Annotated in this window: 19 protein-coding genes; 9 read left to right on the top strand and 10 right to left on the bottom strand. The window is 39.6% G+C overall.

Features of this window, described 5'->3' with window-relative positions:
- Nucleotides 1–233 precede the first annotated feature (233 nt).
- The 6 genes from xdhA to V5290_RS10885 all read left to right on the top strand — a co-directional run bounded on the left by xdhA (nucleotide 234) and on the right by V5290_RS10885 (nucleotide 7284).
- Nucleotides 234–1769 carry a xanthine dehydrogenase small subunit gene (gene xdhA, locus V5290_RS10910; RefSeq protein WP_333385356.1) on the top strand — a complete coding sequence of 512 codons (1536 nt, stop codon included), beginning with the start codon at nucleotides 234–236 and terminating at the stop codon, nucleotides 1767–1769.
- Entirely contained in the window at nucleotides 1756–4122 is a 2367-nt protein-coding gene (gene xdhB, locus V5290_RS10905; protein ID WP_333385353.1) for a xanthine dehydrogenase molybdopterin binding subunit, read from the top strand. Before xdhA ends, xdhB begins: the two co-directional genes overlap by 14 nt.
- The gene (gene xdhC / locus V5290_RS10900; protein ID WP_333385350.1) at nucleotides 4115–5011 is read left to right on the top strand and encodes a xanthine dehydrogenase accessory protein XdhC; all 897 of its coding nucleotides are present in this window, start codon (nucleotides 4115–4117) and stop codon (nucleotides 5009–5011) included. Before xdhB ends, xdhC begins: the two co-directional genes overlap by 8 nt.
- 311 nt (nucleotides 5012–5322) lie before the next feature.
- Entirely contained in the window at nucleotides 5323–5823 is a 501-nt protein-coding gene (uraD, locus tag V5290_RS10895; RefSeq protein WP_333385347.1) for a 2-oxo-4-hydroxy-4-carboxy-5-ureidoimidazoline decarboxylase, read from the top strand.
- Nucleotides 5820–6182: a hydroxyisourate hydrolase gene (gene uraH / locus V5290_RS10890; RefSeq protein WP_333385345.1), complete on the top strand. Its 363-nt coding sequence runs from the start codon at nucleotides 5820–5822 to the stop codon at nucleotides 6180–6182. Before uraD ends, uraH begins: the two co-directional genes overlap by 4 nt.
- A 199-nt stretch (nucleotides 6183–6381) precedes the next feature.
- Nucleotides 6382–7284 (top strand): homocysteine S-methyltransferase family protein, encoded by a 903-nt coding sequence (locus tag V5290_RS10885; RefSeq protein WP_333385342.1) that lies wholly within the window; start codon nucleotides 6382–6384, stop codon nucleotides 7282–7284.
- 84 nt (nucleotides 7285–7368) lie between these two features.
- Here V5290_RS10885 and V5290_RS10880 read toward each other — a convergent pair whose 3' ends face one another.
- The 6 genes from V5290_RS10880 to V5290_RS10855 form a co-directional block, all read right to left on the bottom strand.
- A complete protein-coding gene (locus tag V5290_RS10880; protein WP_333385340.1) occupies nucleotides 7369–8334 on the bottom strand; it encodes an ABC transporter permease in 966 nt (321 codons plus the stop codon).
- 3 nt (nucleotides 8335–8337) lie between these two features.
- Nucleotides 8338–9468 (bottom strand): ABC transporter permease, encoded by a 1131-nt coding sequence (locus V5290_RS10875; RefSeq protein ID WP_333385337.1) that lies wholly within the window; start codon nucleotides 9466–9468, stop codon nucleotides 8338–8340.
- Nucleotides 9465–11048 (bottom strand): ABC transporter ATP-binding protein, encoded by a 1584-nt coding sequence (locus tag V5290_RS10870; protein WP_333385334.1) that lies wholly within the window; start codon nucleotides 11046–11048, stop codon nucleotides 9465–9467. The genes V5290_RS10875 and V5290_RS10870 overlap by 4 nt, the downstream gene beginning before the upstream one ends.
- Nucleotides 11049–11140: 92 nt before the next feature.
- Nucleotides 11141–12145, bottom strand: a complete 1005-nt coding sequence (locus V5290_RS10865; protein WP_333385332.1) for a BMP family ABC transporter substrate-binding protein — start codon at nucleotides 12143–12145, stop codon at nucleotides 11141–11143.
- Between the two features lie 265 nt (nucleotides 12146–12410).
- Nucleotides 12411–13847: a nucleobase:cation symporter-2 family protein gene (locus V5290_RS10860; protein ID WP_333385329.1), complete on the bottom strand. Its 1437-nt coding sequence runs from the start codon at nucleotides 13845–13847 to the stop codon at nucleotides 12411–12413.
- Nucleotides 13848–14139: 292 nt separating this feature from the next.
- Nucleotides 14140–15579, bottom strand: a complete 1440-nt coding sequence (locus V5290_RS10855) for an NCS1 family nucleobase:cation symporter-1 (RefSeq protein WP_333385327.1) — start codon at nucleotides 15577–15579, stop codon at nucleotides 14140–14142.
- 285 nt (nucleotides 15580–15864) lie between these two features.
- On the opposite strand from V5290_RS10855, the gene V5290_RS10850 reads away from it, so the two are divergent.
- The 3 genes from V5290_RS10850 (at nucleotide 15865) to puuE (ending at nucleotide 18293) form a co-directional block, all read left to right on the top strand.
- Nucleotides 15865–16536: a GntR family transcriptional regulator gene (locus tag V5290_RS10850; protein WP_333385511.1), complete on the top strand. Its 672-nt coding sequence runs from the start codon at nucleotides 15865–15867 to the stop codon at nucleotides 16534–16536.
- A gap of 3 nt (nucleotides 16537–16539) precedes the next feature.
- Nucleotides 16540–17271, top strand: a complete 732-nt coding sequence (locus V5290_RS10845) for an aspartate/glutamate racemase family protein (RefSeq protein WP_333385324.1) — start codon at nucleotides 16540–16542, stop codon at nucleotides 17269–17271.
- A gap of 89 nt (nucleotides 17272–17360) precedes the next feature.
- Nucleotides 17361–18293, top strand: coding sequence for an allantoinase PuuE (gene puuE, locus V5290_RS10840; RefSeq protein WP_333385322.1), 933 nt, complete (start codon nucleotides 17361–17363; stop codon nucleotides 18291–18293).
- A gap of 78 nt (nucleotides 18294–18371) precedes the next feature.
- Here the strand turns inward: puuE and V5290_RS10835 are convergent, their stop codons facing one another.
- The 4 genes from V5290_RS10835 to V5290_RS10820 are packed head-to-tail and all read right to left on the bottom strand — an operon-like array spanning nucleotide 18372 to nucleotide 23617.
- Nucleotides 18372–19604, bottom strand: coding sequence for an allantoate amidohydrolase (locus V5290_RS10835; RefSeq protein ID WP_333385318.1), 1233 nt, complete (start codon nucleotides 19602–19604; stop codon nucleotides 18372–18374).
- Between the two features lie 17 nt (nucleotides 19605–19621).
- Entirely contained in the window at nucleotides 19622–20854 is a 1233-nt protein-coding gene (locus V5290_RS10830) for an alanine--glyoxylate aminotransferase family protein (protein WP_333385316.1), read from the bottom strand.
- Nucleotides 20844–22421: a gamma-glutamyltransferase family protein gene (locus V5290_RS10825; protein ID WP_333385314.1), complete on the bottom strand. Its 1578-nt coding sequence runs from the start codon at nucleotides 22419–22421 to the stop codon at nucleotides 20844–20846. The genes V5290_RS10830 and V5290_RS10825 overlap by 11 nt, the downstream gene beginning before the upstream one ends.
- On the bottom strand, nucleotides 22421–23617 hold the full coding sequence (locus V5290_RS10820; protein WP_333385311.1) for an amidase: 1197 nt from the start codon (nucleotides 23615–23617) through the stop codon (nucleotides 22421–22423). Before V5290_RS10820 ends, V5290_RS10825 begins: the two co-directional genes overlap by 1 nt.
- Between the last annotated feature and the right edge of the window lie 7 nt (nucleotides 23618–23624).

Here is a 23624-nt window from a genome sequence, read left to right as displayed (position 1 = left end):
GCCATTGCTATAAATTCAATAGAATCGTTATAAAAGGCTATATTAAAAAAGGTCATTCTATTTTAATAAACCTGTGTAATTATTATTTTTTGTCGAAAGGTAATCTTGGTACACAGTATGCAATGGTATAACTTGACCATATGGTCAAAACAGGCTTGAATGATAGTTGATAACATATCATTAACTTTTTAAGTCTTGATATACAAAGGATTGCAACATTAAGAGAGGTTTACGTGATTCAGTTTTTAGTTAACAACGAAATGGTTCAATTGACACAGTTTGCGCCAAATTTGAGCATTTTGGACTGGTTACGCACCAATGTGGGGAAAGTAGGCAGTAAAGAAGGCTGCGCCTCAGGTGATTGTGGTGCTTGTACTGTGGTGATTGGTGATCTGATTGATGGTCAATGGCAGTACAAAAGCATTAATGCTTGTTTAATGTTAGTTGGAAATTTACACGGAAAACACTTAATTACAGTGGAGGCATTAACTACTAAAGCTAACCCAAGTTTGGAAGAGTTGCATCCTGTACAGAGGGCGATGGTTGAATGTCATGGCTCGCAATGTGGTTTTTGTACGCCAGGCTTTATCATGAGCTTGTTTGCCTTGTATATGAATTATTCAAGTTACCCTGGAAAGGCAGCGGTAATTCAAGCCCTAGGCGGGAATTTATGTCGTTGCACTGGTTATCAACCTATTTTAGCGGCTGCAGAGAAGTGTTTTAGCTACACTGCGGAATTTACGCAAAACATCAGTGATAAAGATCATCGATTTAGCCAACAAGTAAGTGCATTAACCCTCTCTTTAGAGAAAGATCTGGCATTAAATGCTATTCCAGCGATTGAGCATGGTCAGCAATATTTTTATTTACCTCAAAATTTAACGCAACTCTGCGAATTAAAAGCTTCGCATCCTGAAGCTAAGTTTGTGGCAGGTGCAACGGATTTATCCGTCGAATTCAGTCAACATTTAGCATATAGCGAGCAGCTGATATCGGTACGTTATTGCCCTGAATTAATGCAGTTTACCCAAGATGAAACAGGTATTCATATTGGCGCTGCATTGCCTTATAGCGAGTTCGTAGACAGCTTTTGTGAGGTCTACCCAGAAGCACATGAACTGTTTGAACGTATTGGATCGTTACAAATTCGCAACGCCGGATCATTAGGTGGCAGTATCGCTAATGCATCACCGATTGGTGACCCAGCACCATTATTAATCGCATTAGACGCAAGCATTGAGCTACAAAGTATCAGTGGTTCGCGTGTCATCCCTTTAGCTGAGTTCTTTGTTGATTACCGTATAACACAGTTAGCCGATGATGAAGTGATTGTGGCAATTCATGTGCCTCAACGCTTACCTAACCAACAACTCAGCTGTCATAAAATATCTAAACGTATTGAAGATGATATTTCAGCAGTATGTTTAGTATTAAGCTATCAATTAACAGATCAAACCATGCATCAAGTGAAATGTGCAATGGGTGGTATGGCTTCTACACCAGCATTAGCGACGAATATTGCCGGTGCATTAAATGGGAAAACCTTTAGTTTAGAAAACTTACAAGCAGCTGCACAAAAAATGGAAGAGGACTTTCAGCCGTTATCAGATGTGAGAGCTACATCAGCGTACCGATTACAAGTGAGTAAAAACTTGTTTGACCGAATTTGGTATCAAAGTGCAAGTAACATGATATTAAGCCCAAGCAGTGTCGAACTGAACACTACAGTACCCGCTATCAAAACAAGGATTAATCATGCGTCACTTTAAAACAGACAAACCAACTGGCCAAAAAGGTAACGCCATCGGCCAGTCTTTTATTCATGAAAGTGCAATTAAACAAGTGATTGGCAAAGCAGTGTATGTTGATGATAAAGCGGAAGAAGTAAATAGTTTACATGCTTACCCTGTGGTATCGACCATTGCACACGGTAAAATTCTATCTATTGATACTGCTCCTGCTTTTGCTGTGCAGGGGGTGGTTGATATTTTTAGCACTAAAGATATCCCAGGTACTAATGATATTGGGCCGGTTTTTTCAGGTGATATTTTATTAACCGATGAGGTGATTGAGTACCACGGTCAGCCCATTTTATTAGTGGTTGCGACAAGTTATAAAGCAGCAAGAATCGCCGCACGTAAAGTGGTGATTGAATATCAGACTAGTACACCTATGTTGGATATTAAACAGGCGATAAAAGAACAACATTGGGTGCGACCACCACATGCTTTGAACCGAGGTGATGCTAAGCAAGCAATTGAAAATGCTGCTCATAAAATTGCTGGTGATTTATATATTGGTGGCCAAGAACATTTTTATTTGGAAGGCCAAGTGAGCATTGCAACACCTACTGAAGAAGGTGGTATGTTTATTCAATGTTCGAGCCAGCATCCTAGTGAAGTTCAGCATTTAGTTGCTAAGGTATTAAAACAACCATTCAACTATGTAACAGTAGAAATGCGCCGTATGGGCGGTGGTTTTGGCGGTAAAGAAACACAGGCTGCGCCTTGGACATGTTTGGCTGCACTAGCGGCTTTTCATACAGGAAAAACGGTTAAAATTCGCTTAGCTAGAAGTGATGACTTTAAAAGCACAGGTAAACGTCACCCATTTTATAACACCTATCAGGTTGGTTTTGATCAACAAGGCTTGATTGAAGGTGTTGATATCAATATCAATGGCTATTGTGGATACTCTCCAGACCTATCTGACGCGATCGTTGATCGTGCCTTATTCCATGCGGATAACGCTTATTATTATCCTAACGCACATATTAATGGGAATCGTTGTAAAACCAATACCGTTAGTCATACCGCATTCCGAGGTTTTGGTGGCCCACAAGGCATGATAATGGCTGAACAGCTGGTGGACGATATCGCTTACTATCTGAAAAAAGATCCATTGGAGATCCGTAAGCTTAATTTATATAAGCCAGGCCGCGATTTAACACCCTATAAGCAAAAAGTAGATCAATTTATTTTAAAGGATATGATTGCGCAAATGGAAGAAGAGGGGGATTACTGGGCGCGTAAAAAAGCGATTGCAGCCTTCAATAAAACCTCTCCTATTATTAAGAAAGGCTTGTCATTAACCCCGGTTAAATTTGGTATCTCTTTTACTGTTCAGCACTTGAATCAAGCGGGGGCATTATTAGTGATTTACTCTGATGGCTCTGTCCATGTTAATCATGGTGGAACCGAGATGGGACAAGGGCTTAATACCAAAATAGCACAAATAGTTGCACAAGCTTTTTCCATTGATATGGAACATATTTTAGTGAATGCAACGCGTACTGATAAAGTACCTAATACCTCACCAACGGCCGCATCAAGTGGCACAGACTTGAACGGTATGGCGGCTCTTAATGCTGCAAATACCATCAAGGACCGTTTATTTGAGTTTGCTAGTCAACATTTTGATGTGAGCCTTGAGCAAATGCAGTTGATAGATAATCAACTAGTGCATGAAAAAGGTCGAATTAGTTTTTCTGAATTGATTAATTTAGCTTATCTAAATCGTATTTCGCTTTCTACTACGGGTTATTACGCAACACCTGAAATCTATTATGATCGTGAAAAAGCAGAAGGGCATCCTTTCTTTTATTACGCTTATGGATTGGCATTAAGTGAAGTCGAAATTGATATTTTAACCGGTGAAAATACAGTAACTCGCACTGATATTTTGCATGATGTGGGCAGTTCTATTAACCCGGCTTTGGATGTTGGTCAAATTGAAGGTGCCTTTATCCAAGGAATGGGCTGGTTAACCACTGAAGACTTAAGCTGGAATGACCAAGGTGCATTAGCGAGTAATGCACCTGCAACTTATAAAATTCCTGCGATTGGCGATACGCCTGCAGAGTTTAATGTGACGCTATATAACTCTCAGAATCCTGCGACGACAGTATTTAAGTCAAAAGCCGTGGGTGAACCGCCATTTATGTTAGGTATTAGTGTATGGAGTGCGATCCGTAATGCATTAGCGAGTATTACGGACTATCAATTTGCGCCGAGTTTAAATCCACCTGCAACACCTGAGACGGTGTTGAATGCTGTGCAAGCTGCACAGGAGTGGAATAAAGCGGCTGCGCAGAAAACAACAACAGAGAAAAGCCATGCTTAATCAGTCTACCCAAGGGCTACATGCCCACAATTGGTTACAAGCTGCCACTGAATTAGAAGCAAGTTCAGCGACTTACGTGATTGTTACATTGTTAAGTGCTGCTGGTTCAACACCTCGTGCCAGCGGCACTAAAATGGTGATTAGTGATAATAATATCTACGCAACCATTGGTGGCGGACACCTTGAGTTTAAAGCCATTGAGCATGCGCGTACGTTAATCGCTCGTGGTGAAAGCTGCCAAGAAGTTGAAAACTTTCAACTGGGTGCAAGTTTAGGGCAATGTTGTGGTGGTCAAGTCTTAGTGTTATTTGAAGTATTTGCTAGCGATAAACTGCATTTAGATGTGTATGGAGCAGGGCATGTTGCACATGCTTTAATGCCTATTTTAGCGCAATTACCTATACAGATCCGTTGGATAGATAGTAGAGCGGAATTGTTCCCTGAGCAGATTCCTGCCAATGTGCAGAAAGTGGTTGATGATGAGCCCGTTGCACAGGTAAAAACAGCGGCTAATAACACTGCAACACTGATTTTAACCCATAACCATCAATTAGACTTTGAACTTTGTCAGGCGGTATTAAAACGAGATCAGTCATTGTGGTTAGGAGTAATAGGGTCGGATACCAAAGCTAAAAAGTTTCAGTATCGTTTAATGCAAAGAGGATTTTCCGAGCAGCAAATTGATAGCATGATTTGCCCAGTTGGTTTAAGTGAAGTGAATGGGAAGTTACCAATGGAAGTCGCAGTGTCTATCGCTGGGCAGTTGGTTGCTTTGTACCAAAGCTTAGAAGTGGGTAAACCAAAACAAAAAAGCAAACAGTGGAGAGATCTACAAGATAACCTAGTTCATCTCAGTACATTACAAAGCCAAAAAGCTAAAATTGGTTAGTTGTAATCTAATAAAATAACAAAAAACAATCCAAATGGTCAGTTTTGGTATGATATTAGCTTCATATTTATTCAGAAGTAAAGTACAGAAAATTATCATGTAAGTGAATATGCTTATTGTGAAATTAAAGGTTTTATAAACAGTGTGTTATGAACGTTTTTAATATTAACATGTAGCGTAAGTTAAACAGTTAACTCATTGATAATCATGTGTTAGATCATTTATTGTCCCATTTAATGCACTATTAAGGTGCTATGTCGGATTGATTTACTATTGTGATGCTAATAAGTAAATCGTCAAAAGGAAAGATAATGAGTTTAGATAAAATCAATAATGCTAGTCCAGATAAAGGGTTCGACATCTTTGAAAGTTGTTGTTGTGCGCCAAACTGGATTAAAAAGATGATTCAAGCAACACCATTTGTAGATAAAGCTGCGCTACTTGCTGCTTCAGAAAAAGCCTTTTCTGAATTAAACGAGCAAGATTATTTAATTGCTTTTCAAGGGCATCCACAAATTGGAGACCTAAATACATTGCATAAGAAATACGCAAATACATCAGGGACCGCAAGCAATGAGCAAGCTGGGATGTCGGTAGCAGAAAGTACAGTATTAGAAGAGATGGTGGCATTAAATAAAGCTTATCTAGATAAATTTGGGTTTATCTTTATTGTCTGTGCATCGGGTAAAAGTGCGGTTGAAATGTTAGTACTAATAAAAGCGCGAATAGGTAATGATCGCGCAACAGAAGTGAAAATAGCAGGTCAAGAACAAGCTAAAATCACCGCTATTCGTTTGGAGAAATTATTATGAACCATAACCCAATCACAACGCATATTTTAGATTCATCATTAGGTAAACCTGCCGTAGGTGTCACCATTAAATTATTAGTATTAAAGGGTAAAGAGTGGCAATTATTGTCCTCTGCAGTCACTAATAGTGATGGACGAATCGATGGCTGGGAGCAAACTGAGTGGTATCAAGATAAAGAGATTGAATCGTTATTTGCCACTTACAAAATATGTTTTGAATTAGAAAGCTATTGGGAGCAACAATCACTTTCGGCTTTTTATCCTAGTGCTGAAATTTGCTTCAGATTACAGGATGAGCGCCATCACCATATTCCTTTGTTATTGTCGCCTTATAGTTATTCAACGTATCGCGGTAGTTAATCGCCATTCAAGCCATTTTATTAGTATAAAGTGGCTTCTTTCCCTGCTTTGATTTTGTTTCAATCCTAATATTAATCCTCTCAACAATTTAAATCTTAAGTTGAATTTTATTCATACTTATCCTGATCAAGTTTCATTATGAATTTTTGAAAATTATGGTTAAATACGCATATCTTATTTAGACGTATAGAAGTCCATAATGAAAGAATTAACTATATTAGATGGTGGTATGGGGCGTGAACTTAAGCGTATTGGCGCTCCGTTCTCACAACCACTGTGGAGTGCACAGGCTTTAATTGAAGCACCGCATTATGTCACTCAAACGCATCAAAGCTTTGTTGATGCAGGTGCTCAACTCATTACGGTTAACAGTTACGCATGTGTACCCTTTCACCTAGGTGAAAGGTTGTTTGTAGAACAAGGTGCTAATTTAGCTACCCAAGCCGCTGCCATAGCTAAAGAAGTTGCTGTATCTGCCCAACACAAAGTACAAGTCGTTGGCTCGTTACCGCCAGCTTTTGGCTCATATCGCCCAGATTTATTTGATGCTGATAATGCCTTTGATATTCTAAACACCTTATTTATCGCTCAAGATCAACACGTCGATGCATGGTTAGGTGAAACTATCTCTAGTATTGCCGAAGCGAAAGTAATGTTAAAGGTATTGGCTAGTACGACCAAACCTTGCCATTTTTCTTTTACATTAAGTGATGATTTGTCGGGAAAGGCAAAATTAAGGTCAGGCGAACTGGTTACTGAAGCGATTGAAATATTACTAGCTGAAGAAATTACTGGTATTTTCTTTAACTGTTCTATCCCAGAGGTCATTGAGCAAGCGCTTAAAGATACTCAGCAAGTTTTACAGGCTAAGCAAAAAACAGATTTAGACATTGGTGTGTTTGCTAATAGCTTCACACCTATCCCTAAGGATCATAAAGCCAATGAGGCGGTACAAGGTTATCGTGATTTATTACCCCTTGATTACTTAGGTTATGCAAAACAGTGGTATGCACTAGGGGCAAATATCATTGGTGGTTGTTGCGGTATTCGTCCTGACCATATTAAAGCGTTAGCTAACTGGCAGGCGAGTTTAATAAACTAATTACTGCTTTAACGTAAAAAGGCCTGAGATGAATTAACTTCATCTCAGGCCTTTTATTTTTAGCGTTGTTTTACTAGCTAATATTTAACGCGATTTAACGTAAGGGACACCAATTGATTTTGGACCAACGGCACGGCCAATAAACCCAGCCAGTAACAGTACTGTTAATACATAAGGCAGTATTTCAATTGCTTGTACAGGTACTTCACCAATAAATGGTAGCTCAGCACCTTGCAGACGAATAGCCATTGCATCTAAGAAACCAAATAGTAAACAACCAAATAGAACTGGTACAGGTTTCCACTTACCAAAAATAAGCGCTGCTAATGCGATATAGCCTTTACCGGCGCTCATGTTTGGTACAAAACCCGCACTGTGCGCAGTTGATAGGTAAGCGCCTGCTATCCCCGTTAAAATACCCGCGCAAATCAATGCTCGGTAACGTAACCAAGCAACAGAAATACCTGCGGTATCAACGGCATGTGGATTCTCACCTGCAGCACGTAAACGTAAGCCAAAGCGCGTTTTAAAGATGATCCACCAACATACAGGTACTAACGCTAACGCTAGATAAACGAGAATGTTGTGGCCAGAAATTAACTCACTGTAAAGTAAGCCAATCACAGGAACATCAGCGACTGCATCAGCACCAGGAAGAGTAATTGACGTGAAGCGCTCATCGTTTGATAAAGGTGGTGTTTGACCACCTAAACCAAACCAGTAACGACCTAAGGTCACAGTCAAACCAGCCGCCAGCATGTTAATAGCAACACCTGATACAATCTGATCACCTCTGTGAGTGATACAAGCAAAACCGTGTAACAAAGAGAGTAAAGTAGAGGTCATCATCGCGGCTAATAACCCTAGCATGATAGACCCAGTTACCGATGTGGTTGCAGCCGCGGCAAAAGCCGATGATAAGATTTTACCTTCTAGTGCGATGTTGACGATACCTGAACGTTCTGAAAATAAACCTGCTAATGCAGCTAAAATCAGTGGAGCGGATACCCTTAATGTCGCATCGAGTACTAAAATAATATTCTCATACATAATTTAAGCCTCCGCAGCGTTAGTGTTGTTAGACTTTTTCTTTTCATCTAAATAAACAAATAATCGCTCAGTTGGTTTAACCAACATTAATGATAGTGCGCCACTAAAGAGTACAACTAATGCCTGTACTACTTGGATCATCTCACGGTCAATATTTGGGAAATCAAAAGATAGCTCTGCGCCACCTTGGTATAAAATCCCGAATAAAATACTTGCTAACACAATGCCAAAGGGATGATTTCGTCCGATCAAACATACTGCAATACCAGTAAAACCATATCCTGCTACAAAGCCTAATTTAAGCTGTTGTGAATAACCTTGTACTTCATTTAGGCTTAATAAACCTGATAAAGCACCAGAAATAAGCATCACAATAATGATTAAACGCTTACGGTTGATACCACCGTATTCAGCAGCAGAAGGGCTTGAACCCATTGCACGGATAGCATAACCCCAACGCGTTCTCCAAAGTAATAGCCATACTAAAACACAACAAAGTAGCGCAATTAAAAAGCTTAAATTCATTGGGGATTCAGCAAAACCATAGCCAAACCATCCGGCAATAGTGTGGAAACCCGGCAAACCAGCTGAGGCTTCAAAAACACGTGATACAGGAGCCATTTGGCCTTTTTGATTTAAAACATTTACCATTAAATACACCATCAATGATGACGCAATAAAGTTAAACATAATGGTGGTGATTACAATATGGCTACCGCGGTAGGCCTGAAGGTAAGCTGGTATTAACGCCCATAACGCCCCAAATGCCATACTTGCAAACATAGAGATCGGTAATAGTGCCCAAAAGGGTAGGGTATGATCCAAACCTAGACAAACTAAGCCTACGCCGAGTCCGCCAATATAAGCTTGGCCTTCACCACCGATATTAAATAACCCTGCTGAAAAGGCTACGGCAACTGCTAAGCCAGTAAAAATAAAGTTAGTCGCATAGTAAAAGGTGTAACCAATTCCTTCTTGATAACCAAACGCACCATTAATCATAGTTTGTGCGGCTTCAATTGGGTTTACATCAACGGCCAAAAATATAATGGCAGAAAAAGCAAAAGCAAACAGAATATTGACTAACGGAAGAACAATAATGCTTACCCATGCTGGAATCTTTGAGTCATTCATAATTGCTCTCCAGAAGTTGTTGCTGCATTTGATTGCAGTTCGTCAGGCATAATATTAGCCATCATCATGCCGAGGATTTTTTCATTGGCTTGTTGTGCGCTAACTTCACCCACGATATTGCCATCAAACATCACAATGATACGGTCTGATAAAGCCATAATTTCATCGAGCTCAACGGAAACTAATAAAATCCCTTTGCCTTGATCACGTAATTCAATAATACGTTTATGGATTAATTCAATGGCTCCGATATCAACGCCACGTGTAGGTTGACCAATTAATAAAATATTAGGATCTTTATCTACTTCTCGTGCGATGATTAATTTTTGTTGGTTACCACCTGAAAATAAAGAACTACGTAATTTTGGATCGCGTGGGCGTACATCCCAGTCTTCCATCAAACGTGCACATTCTTGGTTGATTATTTTAGGTTTATTTAAGAACCTTCCATTATAGGTATCAGAGTTTTGATAGCCTAAAATAGCTGATTCTTCTGCACTAAAAGACTTAATTAGCCCCATTACCAAACGGTCTTCTGGAATATGCCCAACGCCTAGGTCGCGAACTTGTGCTGCTGAACTTGGGTTTTGTGCATCAATTTGCGTACCACCAATATTAATTTGCCCAGAATTGGGTTTAATTAAACCCGCCAGCGCACTCATCAGTTCCGATTGTCCATTGCCCGATACACCTGCAATACCAACTACTTCACCTGCTTTAATGGAGATAGATACGTTCTTTAAACGGTCAACACCTAATTCATCGGTATAAGTAAGGTTAGAGGTGGAAAGTAGCTCTTGTTGCGCATCGGCTTCGGTTTTTTCTACTTTTAAGCGAACCTTGCGGCCAACCATCAGTTCCGCTAGTTCTTCTTTATCTGTATCAGCTGTTTTACGGTGAGCAACCATTTCACCTTGGCGCATCACAGATACGTTATCGGTTGCGGCTAGAATTTCACGTAACTTATGCGTAATTAACAGAATCGTTACGCCTTGATCTCGTAATGCATCAAAGATCTTAAATAAATGATCAGTCTCTTGTGGGGTTAGTACACCAGTTGGTTCATCTAATATAAGGATTTTTGCACCACGATACAGTGCTTTTAAAATTTCAACACGCTGTTGTAAGCCAACAGGAAGATCTTCAATTAATGCGTCGAGGGGAACATTTAGCTGGTATTCTTTGGCTAAACGCTCTAATTCTTTTCGGGCTTTTCGTAAGCTAGGTTGTAACAGGCCGCCTTCTTCTGCGCCTAAAATAACATTTTCTAATACACTAAAATTATCAACCAGCATGAAGTGCTGGTGTACCATACCAATGCCGTAACTAATTGCTTCTTTCGAGCTTGTTAATTTACGCACTTCACCTGATATTTTAATATCGCCAGAGTCTGCAACATAAAACCCATAAATGATATTCATTAGGGTTGATTTACCTGCGCCATTCTCTCCAATGATGCCATGGATTGTCCCTGCAGGTACTTTTAGATCGATATTGCAATTAGCGTGTACTGCACCGAATTTTTTATCGATGCCGCAAAGCTCTAAAGCAATGTTCTCTTGATTGTGGGGTTGAGACATAAATTAAGTTTCTCTATTCTGTCCATTGATAAAGATCGATAAAATGCTCCCTTACTTATTGCAAGGGAGCATCAATTTTCTCAGGGGAGATACTAGTAGTTACAAGTATTGTCGCTCATGTAATCGTGTACTTTGATGTCACCAGAAATGATTTTTGCTTTAATACCAGCAATTTTACCTTCCATATCAGGTGTTACTAAGTCTCGGTTATATTCGTCTAACGCCCAATCTACACCATTCTCTTTCAAGCCAAGGCTTTGAATACCTGGTGTAAATGTACCTGCTTCAGCGGCTTTGAATGCATCTACTGTTGCAACACCAACACGTTTAACCATAGACGTTAACATCACACCTGGGTGAATGTAGTTTTGGTTTGAATCTACACCAATTGCATATTTACCTTCATCTGCAGCTGCTTGGTAAACACCTACGCCAGTACCACCTGCAGCAGCAAATACAACATCAGCACCTTTACTGAATTGGCTTTTAGCTAGCTCAGAACCACGCGCTGGATCTGACCATGCTGCGTTAGTTGAACCTGTCATATTTTGGAAAACTTCTGCATTTTCGTTAACGTATTTAGCACCTTGCTCATAACCACAAGCAAATCGACGGATAAGTGGAATATCCATACCGCCTACAAAGCCAACTTTATTAGTCGCTGATTTCATTGCTGCCATAGCACCAACAAGGAAAGAGCCTTCTTGCTCTTTAAATAAAACTGATTTTACATTTGGTAGATCAACCACTGCATCAATGATGATGAACTGACTGTCAGGATACTTAGCAGCGATTTTTTGTAGAGGTGTTGCGTATAAGAAACCAACGACCAGAATTGGGCTAAAACCTTTACGAGCCAAACGCTCAAGACCCTGTTCACGTTGAGCGTCACTTGAAGGCACTAATTCACGAACTTTAGTATCAGATTGCTCCATGAATTTAATGACACCGTTTTCCGCCACCGCTTGTCCGAAAGATTTGTCAAACTTACCTGTTGAATCATAAGCAACAGCCGGTTTGAAATCAGCAGCTTGAGCTACAAATGAACAAAGTGCAATTGACACTGCTGCAGCTGTGGTGGTTAATATCTTCTTCATAAATTGTCCTTAATTTTGATTAGTTGTAAAATATATAGTTATTTTCATCTGAAAACTGTTATCTACTTAAATATTCTTAGTGATATATAAAGTATCGATAACATTACAGTTATTTATGTAATTCACTAAACTTCTTGTGATTACTTAAATAGATGGGCGCTTTCCTAGATGGTTATATTTAGGAAAGCGCCATATCAGTTTTATTACTTAAAACTGTTTTTCATGCCAAGTGTATTAAGCCATAAAACACTTCGTGAATGAAATCCTAACTCTTAACTTTAGCTGAATGTTCACCGTCAAGTGGGAAGTCCTGAATAATCGGGTTGTATTCTTCAGGATATTCACCTAAAAACAAGGTTAATATGATGACACTCAAGCCACTGGCTGTAATTGGTGAACCAAAGATACTTTTTACTATAGAGCCTAGATCTCCACCGATATTAGCAGAAACAGTATTCACTACCTCAGGCACTAACAATACGCCAAGCCCCATTCCAAATGAAACAGCGAGTGTCAGCATATTTTTTCTGTTTAACTCAACGTGAGTTAAGATTTTCACTCCCGCAGTTGCAACAGTTGCAAACATGATAATGGTTGCACCGCCTAATACTGAATTTGGAACTGCACGGAATAGAGCACCAATATGTGGAAATAATCCCATCACGATTAAGATACCACCGATCCATACTCCGATGTATCTACTTGCTATGCCTGTCAACTGAATAACACCATTATTCTGGCTGAAAGTAGTATTAGGGAAAGTATTAAATAATCCAGCGATTAATGAATTTACACCATCGCCTAAAATACCTTGTTGGATACGTTTAATATATGATTTTCCTGCGATTGGTTGTTTTGAAACCATGCAGTTTGCAGTGATATCACCAGATGTTTCAATGGCAGTTATTAAATAGATCAAAGCAATTGGGATAAAAGCTGCAATATCAAATGAGAAACCATATTTAAATGGTACCGGTAAACTAATAATTGATTCAACTTGATTAATGGCGCTGAAATTAACTTTTCCCATTAATACTGCTGCAATCATACCGATTAACATACCAATAATAATCGATGACAAGCGAACCCATTGGTTACCATATTTATGTGCAACAATGATAGCTACCATTACCAGGCCACCTAAAAATAGGTTGTCGAAGCTAGCAAATAATTCTGGTTTATTAGTTAACAACCATTGACCACCCGCTAAATCAGTAAAACCAACTTTGATTAAACTAATACCAATAACGGTGATAACTGTACCTGTTACAACCGGAGTAATTACTCGCTTTAGTTTATCTAAGAATTGGCTTACTGCAATTTCTACAAAAGCGCCTAAGACACACACACCAAAAATAAGTGAAAGAATTTGGTCCGGACCGCCACCGTTAGCTTTAGCAATAAAACCTGCCGCTAATACTGAGCTTAAAAAAGCAAAACTGGTGCCTTGTACACATATCATTCCTGCGCCAATACCCATAGGTCGTTTAGCTTGAATAATGGTCCCGACGCCCGACACCATTAATGCCATTGAAATTAGATAAGGAATTTCATCACCTAAACCCAGTACACCACCAATAATTAGGGTAGGGGTAATAATACCGATAAAACTAGCTAATACATGCTGTATGGCTGCAAAAAATGATTCCTTATTAGAGGGGTTATCATCGAGTTTGTAGATTAGCTCCGAGTTTTCGCTCATGTGACTTCCTTATTAATTTTTTGGAACGATTGTGACTATTTATAATATTTTTGCAACGATCGTGCCATTAAGTTGAAAAAGTGAAAAAGGTATATAAAACAATTATTTATTTTTTTAAAAATGATTATTTAAGAAAATTTATGAGTGCTTCAATTCTGTATTGGTGCAATTGTTGCACTTTCAATGGGCGAACTGATTGGCCTAAACAGGTATAGAAAAGAGGATAAAGGGAAGTGCTATTTAAAAAGATGGGCTACCTAGCGATAGCGCCATCTTTTGGGGGTTGCAGTGGTTATTTAACTAAACTTGCTTCCATTGTTAAGGTTTGTGCTCGTTCTTTTTTCATTAAAAAACGGTATGCGATGGCAGCAGTAAATCCACCAATAAAGATTGCATAGTTCGCTAAACCATCAATGAAAAAGGTTGCATATATAGCTAGCAAACCTGCGATGATTAACGCATAAACACTTTTCATATTAATACCGTTTTGATACCAGTAAATACCTTTTGGTGATTCCGTGTATAACGATTCAATATGAATATGGCCTTTTTTAATAAAGTAATAATCAACAATAATGATGCCGTATAATGGACCGATCATTGCGGCTAATACATCAACTGTATAGTGAATCACTTCTGGGTTATTAAATAGGTTCCAAGGCGTTAAAAGTACTGAACCAAAAGCGGCAATGAAACCACCTGCTTTAAAGCTAATTTTTTGCGGTGCTACATTAGAAAAGTCAAAAGCAGGGGCAACAAAGTTAGCTACAATATTGATACCTACAGTGGCGAAAATAAATGTTAGTGCGCCGAGTATTGTAATCATGCCTGAGTCTAAGCGTTTTACTGTTTCAACTGGGTCGGTAATCATCTCACCAAAAACAGGGATAGAAGCCGAAACAATAAGCACACTGAATAGAGAGAAAATAATAAAGTTAACTGGCAACCCTAATAAATTACCTACTTTTAATTCTTTATAGCTTTTGCAATAACGAGAGAAATCACTAAAGTTTAAGGTTGGCCCTGCAAAATATCCTGCGACTAAGCATGCCGCAATAAACATTTGTACGATTGCATTCCAACCTACTAATTTTTCAGAGCTCAGGTTAAAGCTAATATTTTCCCAACCAGCTAAATTGACTAAATAAACACATAAAGCAAACATTGCGATGTAGATTGCTGGACCTGACCAATCAATTACCTTGCGGATCATATCCATACCGAACATAAAGATGATTGCTTGTAATATCCACATAGCACTAAAACCGACCCAACCTAAGTAGGATAAGCCTAAAAACTCACTGTCTGCTAACACTTCTGCGTTAGGAAAGAAGTACAGAATTAAAATGATGAATGCGCTAGAGGCTAAGTAGGTTTGTATTCCATACCAAACCACAGCAATTAAACCTCGAATGACAGCGGGAATATTTGCACCAAACACGCCAAATGACATACGTGCAATGATTGGGAAGGGCGCACCACATTTTTGTCCTGGTTTGCCCATTAAATTGGCAAATAATAAAACAATACAAATACCAACTAGTAAACTAATAAAGACTTGAATACCATTCAAGCCTAATGCAAATAAGCTGGCTGCAAAGACATAGCCACCAACACTATGTACATCTGACATCCAAAAAGCGAAGATACTATACCAGCCCCACTTTTGTTCTTTTTCGGGTAATAGATCCTCATTACTAAGGCGCGGGCTAATTGCTAAATTTTCTGACATGACAACCTCCAATGTTTTTATTGTATACAATGTTGGTTTGCAATTAATGATCCAATATTAAATTTTTTAGGGAATACAGGATCTTAAGTACTGTTACTTATTTTTGTTGGGTTTAAAAGACTCATTCATGCACTATATTTAAGCTATTTAGACCATTTTGGTGCATTAGAAGATATAAATTAGCATTTATTGAGAATTGTCTTAAGGTAGGAAATAAATAAAGTTGTATACATTTAGTTGTATTTTATTGTATACAATAAATAAGAGAGATTAATAGTGAATAATATGTTGAATGATGAAGCCATCTACAAAAAAATATTGAAGTCGATTGTAGAACATCAATTACCACCGGGTGCACGTTTACCTGAAGATAAGTTATCTGAAGCATTTGGCCGTAGTCGGACAAGTATTCGTAAGGTGCTACAACGTTTAGCTTTGGAGCGCATAGTTACCATTGAGCCAAATAAAGGTGCGCATGTAAATCGTCCTAGCGAGCAGGAAGCGCAAGAGATTTTAGATAGTCGTATTATGCTAGAACCATTATTGATCCCTGAAGTAATGAAGTATTGGTCAAAGGCTAATTCCAAATATTTTCGTGCCATGCTTAAGGAAGAGAAAGAAGCTGAGGCAAACGAAGATCAAGCTGCTTTAATTCAATTAACAGCACAATTTCATTATGAGTTAGCTGCGTTGTCAGATAACTCTGTAATGGCTGACTTTATTCAGCAGCTTTGCTATCGGTCATCATTAATCATTGCGGTTTTTGGTTCTCGTCACAGTGTAAGTTGTGATTGTGGTGATCATTTAGAGCTCATTGAATTAATGGATAGCCAGCAAGATAAAAAGGCTCAGGATTGGATGAAACATCATTTAGTCCATATTAAGTCTTCTTTGAAATTAGGTGTTAGCGATGGCCAAAAAATTAATTTTCAACAACTGTTTGCTAATACGGAGTGATCAATGCGAATCAACTTAATTAACCCTAATACCTGTGTCGGTATGACTGAAAAAATAGCAGATTCTGCTCGTGCGGCTGCACTGTCCAGTACTGAGATTATCGCATCTATGCCTAAAGATGGTCCTGAAAGTATTGAAAGTGCTTTTGATGAAGTGATTGCTTCTGCCGCTTTGTTAGATGTGATTAAACAGGGAGAGGAAAATAAAGTTGATGCACATATTATTGCTTGTTTTGGTGACCCTGCATTGGATGCTGCCCGAGAAATTGCTTCTGTGCCTGTGATCGGTATAGCAGGAGCTGCTTTCCAGCTTGCTAGTTTAGTTGCTTATCGGTTTGGCGTAGTAACTACTATGACAAGAACTTTACCTGCTAGTGAACACTTACTTCATCGTTATGGCTATCAACACCTTTGTAGCGGTGTCAGAGCGACTGATATTGCAGTATTAGACCTTGAACATATTGAAGATGATGTTTACCGTGAACTAAAAGCGGAATGCGAAAAGGCATTATTTGAAGATGGTGCTGAAGCATTGGTTTTGGGCTGTGCCGGTATGTCTGATTTAACAGATAAGTTAGCTGCTGAGTTAAATGTACCTATTATAGATGGCGTCTGTGCTGCCGTTAAGTTAGCTGAGTCATTACACCAATTAGGGTTAAAAACCTGCAAAACAGGTCAATATGGATCCCCTTTAAAGAAATCCTTTAACGGGCGTTATGAACATTGGAATAAATAAATTAATTAATTGATATGTTTGGTGTTGGCAAAATTTACAACACGTAATTTAATATGATCGGAATAAAGAACAAACAAAGGAGCGTTAAGATGAGTAAAGATAATCCTCGTGATTATAGAGGCTATGGTAGACATGATGTACCTAATGCAAACTGGCCAAATAAAGCAAAAATTGCGGTGCAATTTGTTTTGAATTTTGAAGAGGGTGGTGAAAACTGCGTGTTGCATGGTGATGATCATTCAGAAACCTTTTTATCAGAAATAGCCGGTGCCGAAGCTTATCCTGAACGTCACATGAGCATGGAATCTTTATATGAATATGGTTCAAGAGCAGGCGTATGGCGTATTTTAAATGAATTTAAAGCGCGCGATTTACCGCTAACTATCTTCGGGATTGCTACTGCCTTACAACGTAACCCTGACGTTACTCAAGCAATTATAGAAGATGGCCATGAGATTGTTTGTCATGGTTTGAAATGGATTCATTACCAGCATATGCCGATTGAAGAAGAACGTGAGCATATGAAACAAGCCTTAGATATTATTGAAAACTTAACTGGAAAACGACCATTAGGCTGGTATACAGGGCGTGATTCGCCAAATACCCGTGGGTTAGTAGCAGAACAAGAAGGTTTGCTTTACGATTCTGATTATTATGGCGATGACTTGCCATTTTGGATGCAAGTTCCTAGTGCTGAAGGCGCTAAAACAACAAGTCCTCATTTGGTTATCCCTTATACATTGGATAACAATGATATGCGTTTTTCCTCACCTTATGGTTTTAGCCATGGCGAAGAATTTTTTCAATATTTAAAAGACACTTTTGATTGCCTTTATGCTGAGGGAAGTGACAAGCCTAAAATGATGTCGATTGGTTTACATTGCCGAGTAATTGGTAAGCCTGGACGCTTTATGGCATTGAAGAAGTTTCTAGATTATGTTCAATCTCATGATGATGTGTGGGTTGCGCGTCGTGAAGAAATTGCACAGCACTGGATAGAGAATCATCCTTATTCTGAATAATGCTTGGGCTTTATTCTGATACTAAAAAGGCGCTTAAATATTGTATTTAAGCGCCTTTTTTATAATATGGACTGTTTGCTATTTCGACAGTTTTTTAATCATATCGACTAAGCAATCTAATGCTACTGCAACATCGGATTCAATGACTTGTTCTCTTGGGTTATGGCTAATGCCTTTTTCGCAACGAACAAATAGCATGGCGATATTAGTAATATTCGTCATCACCATCGCATCATGGCCAGCACCACTAGACAGGAAGCACGGTGTTTTTTGTGTGTGGTGTTTTACTATTTCTCCCCATTGCTTTTGTAAGGAGTCATCACATAACACAGCTTCCGCTTCATAAAGCTTTTCATGACTTAACTGCAATTGTCGTTGTTCAGAGATATGATTTAAGTCTTTTAATAGCTGCTCACAACAACGTTCTAATGTCGATTGAGATTGACTACGAATATCTACTGTAAAGTGTACCTCACCAGCAATAACATTGACTGCTGCTGGAAATACCTCACAACGTCCAACGGTCGCTACAATTTGGTTCTCAAAGGCAAACTTTTCAATGTGACAGATCATTTGAGCAGCACCTGACATTGCATCTTTTCGTAAAGCTAGAGGCACTGTACCTGCATGTCCTGCCATGCCTTTAAGTTTAAATTGGTAACGTTTTGCACCAGCAATACCGGTCACAACACCGACAGGTAAATCTTGATCTTCTAATACAGGGCCTTGTTCAATATGCACTTCTAAATACGCTAGCGTATCATCTGTGTTTTTTTGATCTTTACCTGCTAGCTCAGGATCTAAACCGAAATCACGCATTGCTTGTGCCATGCTAATCCCTTGAGCATCCTCGATAGCTAACCAATCAGGTTGAAAACACCCTGCGACAGCACTTGAGCCAATTAAGGTGGTATTAAAGCGTGTGCCTTCTTCGTCGGCAAAGGCAACAATATCTACATGGAAGGGCAGTGCTTCGCCTTGCAGTTGAAACATTGCTTCAAGTGCTAGTAATACTCCAAGGTTACCATCGTACTTGCCGGCATTAGCTACTGTATCGCTGTGAGACCCGATCAATAAAGTTGGCATAGTTGGATTCGGCGACTCTTTTCGCCCCCATTGATTACCAACACTATCCTCCCATGTGATGAGGCCAGCTTGCTCCATCCAGTCTGCTAATTGCTGATGAGCTAACTTATGCTCTGGTGTTAAGTAAGCTCTTAACAAACCGTCTGGCATCGCACTAAAGTTGGCCAATTTATCTGCCCATTGCATTATTTTTGCTGCGCTTTGCTGAGTATTCTTTATTGACATAAATGCTCCTACTGCGCTTAGACGCTAAAGTGCTGCATAGCAGTAGTCACTGCCTGACCTGGGTTTATTTTTACTTTATGTTTTAGTAAAACCGATTCCAATGCAGCAAGTGTAGTAAGTACACACTCTTGTCGAGCATTAAAGCCCATCGTACCGATACGCCAGATTTTACCGTGTAATGGACCAAATGAAGTACCAATCTCTATACCAAAACACAGAAGTAATTCTTGACGTACTTTATCACCATCTAATCCTTCTGGGATGTAAACACCAACCACGTTATTCATTTTGTAAGATTGGTTACCAAACAAGGTTAATCCCATTGCTTGTAAACCTTTAGCCATTGCATCACCTGCTTGCTTATGACGTGCAACAACATTTTCACTGCCTTCTTCTAAGAAGATACGTGCACATTCGCGTGCAGCATATAACATGCTGGTGGCTTCGGTATGATGGTTTAAACGCTCTGGTCCCCAGTAATCCATTATCATGGCTAGGTCGAAGTAGTTAGACTGAATAATCGCATCACTGCCAGCGGTATGATGATCTGCTCGGATACCTGCTTCAATATGCTTACGACGCGTGATCACTTCTGCACATTGGTCACTTAGCGTGATAGGTGCGCTACCAGATGGCCCACCCAAACATTTTTGTAATCCTGCTGATACCGCATCTAATTTCCACTCATCTATTTTCAGTTCATTACCTGCGATTGAAGCGGTAGCATCACAATAAAACAACACATCATAACGTTCACAAATCTCACCGATTTCTGCTAATGGTTGATTCATTGTGGTTGAAGTATCACCTTGTACAGTGGCTAGCATTTTTGGGCCAAACTCTTTAATCGCTTTCTCAACCAATTCTGGAGGACATACTTCACCCCATTCGATATCAATGGTTTTAACGACGGCACCAACACGTTGTGCAATTTCGCACAATAGGTGGCCAAAACGCCCCATTACTGGAATTAATATTTTATCGCCTGGTTTAAGCACTGACACTAATACCGCTTCGATACCTGCACGTGCAGTACCATCGACTAACATTGTTTGTTTGTTTTGTGTTTCGAATACATCTCGGTATAAGGACTGCACCTGATTCATGTAACCTGTCATTACAGGATCATATTGGCCAATTAATGCTGATGAAATCGCTTGATGTACGCGTGGATAAGCATTGATAGGACCTGGTCCCATCAATAAACGCACAGGTGGATTTAGCGTTTCAAATAAAGTGTTAGTTGTCATTCTTTTCTCCAAGTAAGCTTTGCCCATCACTACGCGGATCACTAGTTGCCAGCGCGTTACCGTGTTTATTGAGCATAATGGCACCAGCGTGCCCCATTAATTCATTATTATCAGCGACGGCGGTTACGTCGTGGCCTAAGTCTTTTAGTGTTGCGCCGTATTGTTTGTAAAGTTGATTTTCTAAACGCAGGTTATTCGTACTATCACCCCAAGTACGGCCTAATAACCAACGAGGTTTAGACACTGAACTTGATAGGCTTGCACCTTGATATAAATAACGACTAAACAGGCAGGCTTGGGTTTGTGGTTGGCCTTCGCCACCCATTGTTCCATAGACCATGCGGCGACCGTCGTTCAGTTCTGCATAAGCTGGGTTTAATGTATGAAAAGGTTTTTTACCAGGCGCCAATACATTGTGGTGGTCAGCATCTAGCGTGAAGCTTTTCCCTCGAATATTCCAAGTGATACCTGAGCTAGGCAATACAACACCCGAACCAAATTCCCAGTAAATGCTTTGTATAAAACTGACCATGGTGCCGTATTGATCACAAGCTCCCATCCAAACCGTATCGCCTGGTTTAGCCATATGTGGCCAAGGTAATGCTTTTTCTAAAGAAATATTATTTACGCATTGTTCAATGACCGAATCTTTTAACCATTCTTGAAGTGGTTGCTCTAAACATGTTGGGTCAGTGACTTGTTGGTCGCGAATAATAAAAGCTTGTTTCGTGGCTTCTACAAGCAGGTGAATATGCTCGACTTCAGTGTTAACTTGATCTGCTAAACGATCGTAAATTGCTAAAATTAATAAAGAAGCTAACCCTTGGGTGGGCGCATCTAAGTTATATAATTGGCCTTTTGATATTTCAACGCTTAACGGCGTGGTTACTTTTGCTTGATGTTGGTTGAAGTCTGCTAACGTAATTGGACTACCTGCTAATGCTAATTCAGCCGCTATTTGCTCTGCTAATTGTCCTCGGTAAAAATCATCCAACCCGGCTTCGGCTAATTGTGTAAAAGTATCGGCTAAAGGTTGGTTAGTTATGATGTCACCAACCTTAAGGGGTTTACCTTGTTTTAAGTAAACCGCCGAAAAAGCCTCTAGCTGTTGTAATCGATTTAGTGTTTTTTCACTAGCATCAACTAAGCTTTGTGTGACTTCAATCCCTTGTTGTGCTGCATCGATTGCAGGTTGTAGTAATTTACTCAGCGGTAAGCTACCACCGTTAATCTCTAATGCTGCTTGCCAACCTGAAATAGTCCCTGCCATGGTTAATGCCGCTGAACCACCACTTTCTGGTAACTCATCAGCTTGTTGACGATAGCTTTCCACATCAATATTAACAGAGGCGGCACCACAAGCATCAATGGCTACAGGTTGTTGCCCTGCTTTGCTAATTAACCAAAAGCCATCTCCACCAATGCTGTTCATATGCGGATATTGTACAGAAACCATAGCTGCGGCAGCGACCATTGCCTCACTGGCAGTGCCTCCTGCATCGAGTATTGCTTGGCCTGCAGCAGCCGCTTTATGGTGAGGTGCGGTAAAGGAAGTTTGATAAGTCATTAGTTAACGTCTCCTTTGATAAGCTCTAATCCAGTCGCAATCAAATCAGTTTCGGTATTGGCTAAGCCCATTAATGAAAAACCGCAAGGACCTTCATCTAAATCTGTCATTGGTAAGTGCAATTGCGGTAAGCCACTTAAACCTGCAATACTGGTTAAACCCATCAACTGTGAACGATAATCTGCTAGTTTTTCACCTGTTAGGGTTAATAAAGGCGCGCCTGAAGGCGTTGTCGGTAATACAAATAAGCCATTAAGTTGCTGTAAATAATTAGTCACTTTATCGGTAAAGTCTTGCTGTTGTTTTTTTGCATCATGATATTCTGCGCTGGTAATGGTACGAGCCCAATCTACGCGTAACAGAATTGAAGGATCTAAAGTGTCACCGTATTTAGTTAACCATTGGCCATGTTCTTGAATAATTTCGTAACCTTGAATGGTACGGAACAAAAGGCTAAGTTGATCTAATTCAATCGCTAATTCAGCTAATAAATTACAATCGAGCAGCTTAATAGAAGATGTTTGACACCAAGCTTGTAAACTAGTTAAACGTGCTTCGCTCAATGATTTTGCTAGGGTGTCATCAAGGTAAATTTGAGCTGCCTTTTGTCCTGTTTTTTTATCTTCTGCAAGAGTTATAAAGACATCACTTAACAGAGATAAATCTCGACTGAATATACCTGCAGTATCAAAGCTTGTAGATAAAGTAAAAGCACTGCTTAAATCCAGTTTCCCCAATGTCGGTCGTAAGCCAAATAAACCGCAGTAACTTGCTGGGACACGTACAGAGCCACCGGTATCAGTACCAATTGAGAAGTCAGCTTCTTTTATGGCTACTGCCACCGCACTGCCACTCGATGATCCTCCTGGTAAACAATTTGGTGCAATCGGGTTGGTCGGAGTCCCGTAATGAATATTTTGTCCATTTAAACTATACGCAAGCTCATCTGTTTGTACACGGCCAACACAATTTGCGCCTTGTGATAATAACTTATCAATCAAAGGAGACGTATTGTCAGCAGACTCATGGCTATTTAGCCAAGCAGGATTACCGGCTCCTGTAATAAACCCTGCTACATCAAACAAATCTTTAAAGACAAAGCTTTTGTTATTCAATAAACCCGAGCCTGTTGCAGAAAGCTTTTCAGGACCTTGTAGGCAATAAACACTGTTATCTTTAGTTGTGCTGTTACTCATACCCTGC

Source organism: Psychromonas arctica (assembly GCF_036697365.1).
GTDB lineage: Bacteria > Pseudomonadota > Gammaproteobacteria > Enterobacterales > Psychromonadaceae > Psychromonas > Psychromonas arctica_A.
This window is presented reverse-complemented; position numbering and strand designations above follow the sequence as displayed.

What these genes read in the sequence shown, in the direction of transcription:
- xdhB (WP_333385353.1), top strand. Translation starts at nt 1,756, where the DNA reads ATGCGTCACTTTAAAACAGACAAACCAACTGGCCAAAAAGGTAACGCC.
- xdhC (WP_333385350.1), top strand. Translation starts at nt 4,115, where the DNA reads ATGCTTAATCAGTCTACCCAAGGGCTACATGCCCACAATTGGTTACAA.
- uraD (WP_333385347.1), top strand. Translation starts at nt 5,323, where the DNA reads ATGAGTTTAGATAAAATCAATAATGCTAGTCCAGATAAAGGGTTCGAC.
- uraH (WP_333385345.1), top strand. Translation starts at nt 5,820, where the DNA reads ATGAACCATAACCCAATCACAACGCATATTTTAGATTCATCATTAGGT.
- V5290_RS10885 (WP_333385342.1), top strand. Translation starts at nt 6,382, where the DNA reads ATGAAAGAATTAACTATATTAGATGGTGGTATGGGGCGTGAACTTAAG.
- V5290_RS10880 (WP_333385340.1), bottom strand. Translation starts at nt 8,334, where the DNA reads ATGTATGAGAATATTATTTTAGTACTCGATGCGACATTAAGGGTATCC.
- V5290_RS10875 (WP_333385337.1), bottom strand. Translation starts at nt 9,468, where the DNA reads ATGAATGACTCAAAGATTCCAGCATGGGTAAGCATTATTGTTCTTCCG.
- V5290_RS10870 (WP_333385334.1), bottom strand. Translation starts at nt 11,048, where the DNA reads ATGTCTCAACCCCACAATCAAGAGAACATTGCTTTAGAGCTTTGCGGC.
- V5290_RS10865 (WP_333385332.1), bottom strand. Translation starts at nt 12,145, where the DNA reads ATGAAGAAGATATTAACCACCACAGCTGCAGCAGTGTCAATTGCACTT.
- V5290_RS10860 (WP_333385329.1), bottom strand. Translation starts at nt 13,847, where the DNA reads ATGAGCGAAAACTCGGAGCTAATCTACAAACTCGATGATAACCCCTCT.
- V5290_RS10855 (WP_333385327.1), bottom strand. Translation starts at nt 15,579, where the DNA reads ATGTCAGAAAATTTAGCAATTAGCCCGCGCCTTAGTAATGAGGATCTA.
- V5290_RS10850 (WP_333385511.1), top strand. Translation starts at nt 15,865, where the DNA reads ATGTTGAATGATGAAGCCATCTACAAAAAAATATTGAAGTCGATTGTA.
- V5290_RS10845 (WP_333385324.1), top strand. Translation starts at nt 16,540, where the DNA reads ATGCGAATCAACTTAATTAACCCTAATACCTGTGTCGGTATGACTGAA.
- puuE (WP_333385322.1), top strand. Translation starts at nt 17,361, where the DNA reads ATGAGTAAAGATAATCCTCGTGATTATAGAGGCTATGGTAGACATGAT.
- V5290_RS10835 (WP_333385318.1), bottom strand. Translation starts at nt 19,604, where the DNA reads ATGTCAATAAAGAATACTCAGCAAAGCGCAGCAAAAATAATGCAATGG.
- V5290_RS10830 (WP_333385316.1), bottom strand. Translation starts at nt 20,854, where the DNA reads ATGACAACTAACACTTTATTTGAAACGCTAAATCCACCTGTGCGTTTA.
- V5290_RS10825 (WP_333385314.1), bottom strand. Translation starts at nt 22,421, where the DNA reads ATGACTTATCAAACTTCCTTTACCGCACCTCACCATAAAGCGGCTGCT.
- V5290_RS10820 (WP_333385311.1), bottom strand. Translation starts at nt 23,617, where the DNA reads ATGAGTAACAGCACAACTAAAGATAACAGTGTTTATTGCCTACAAGGT.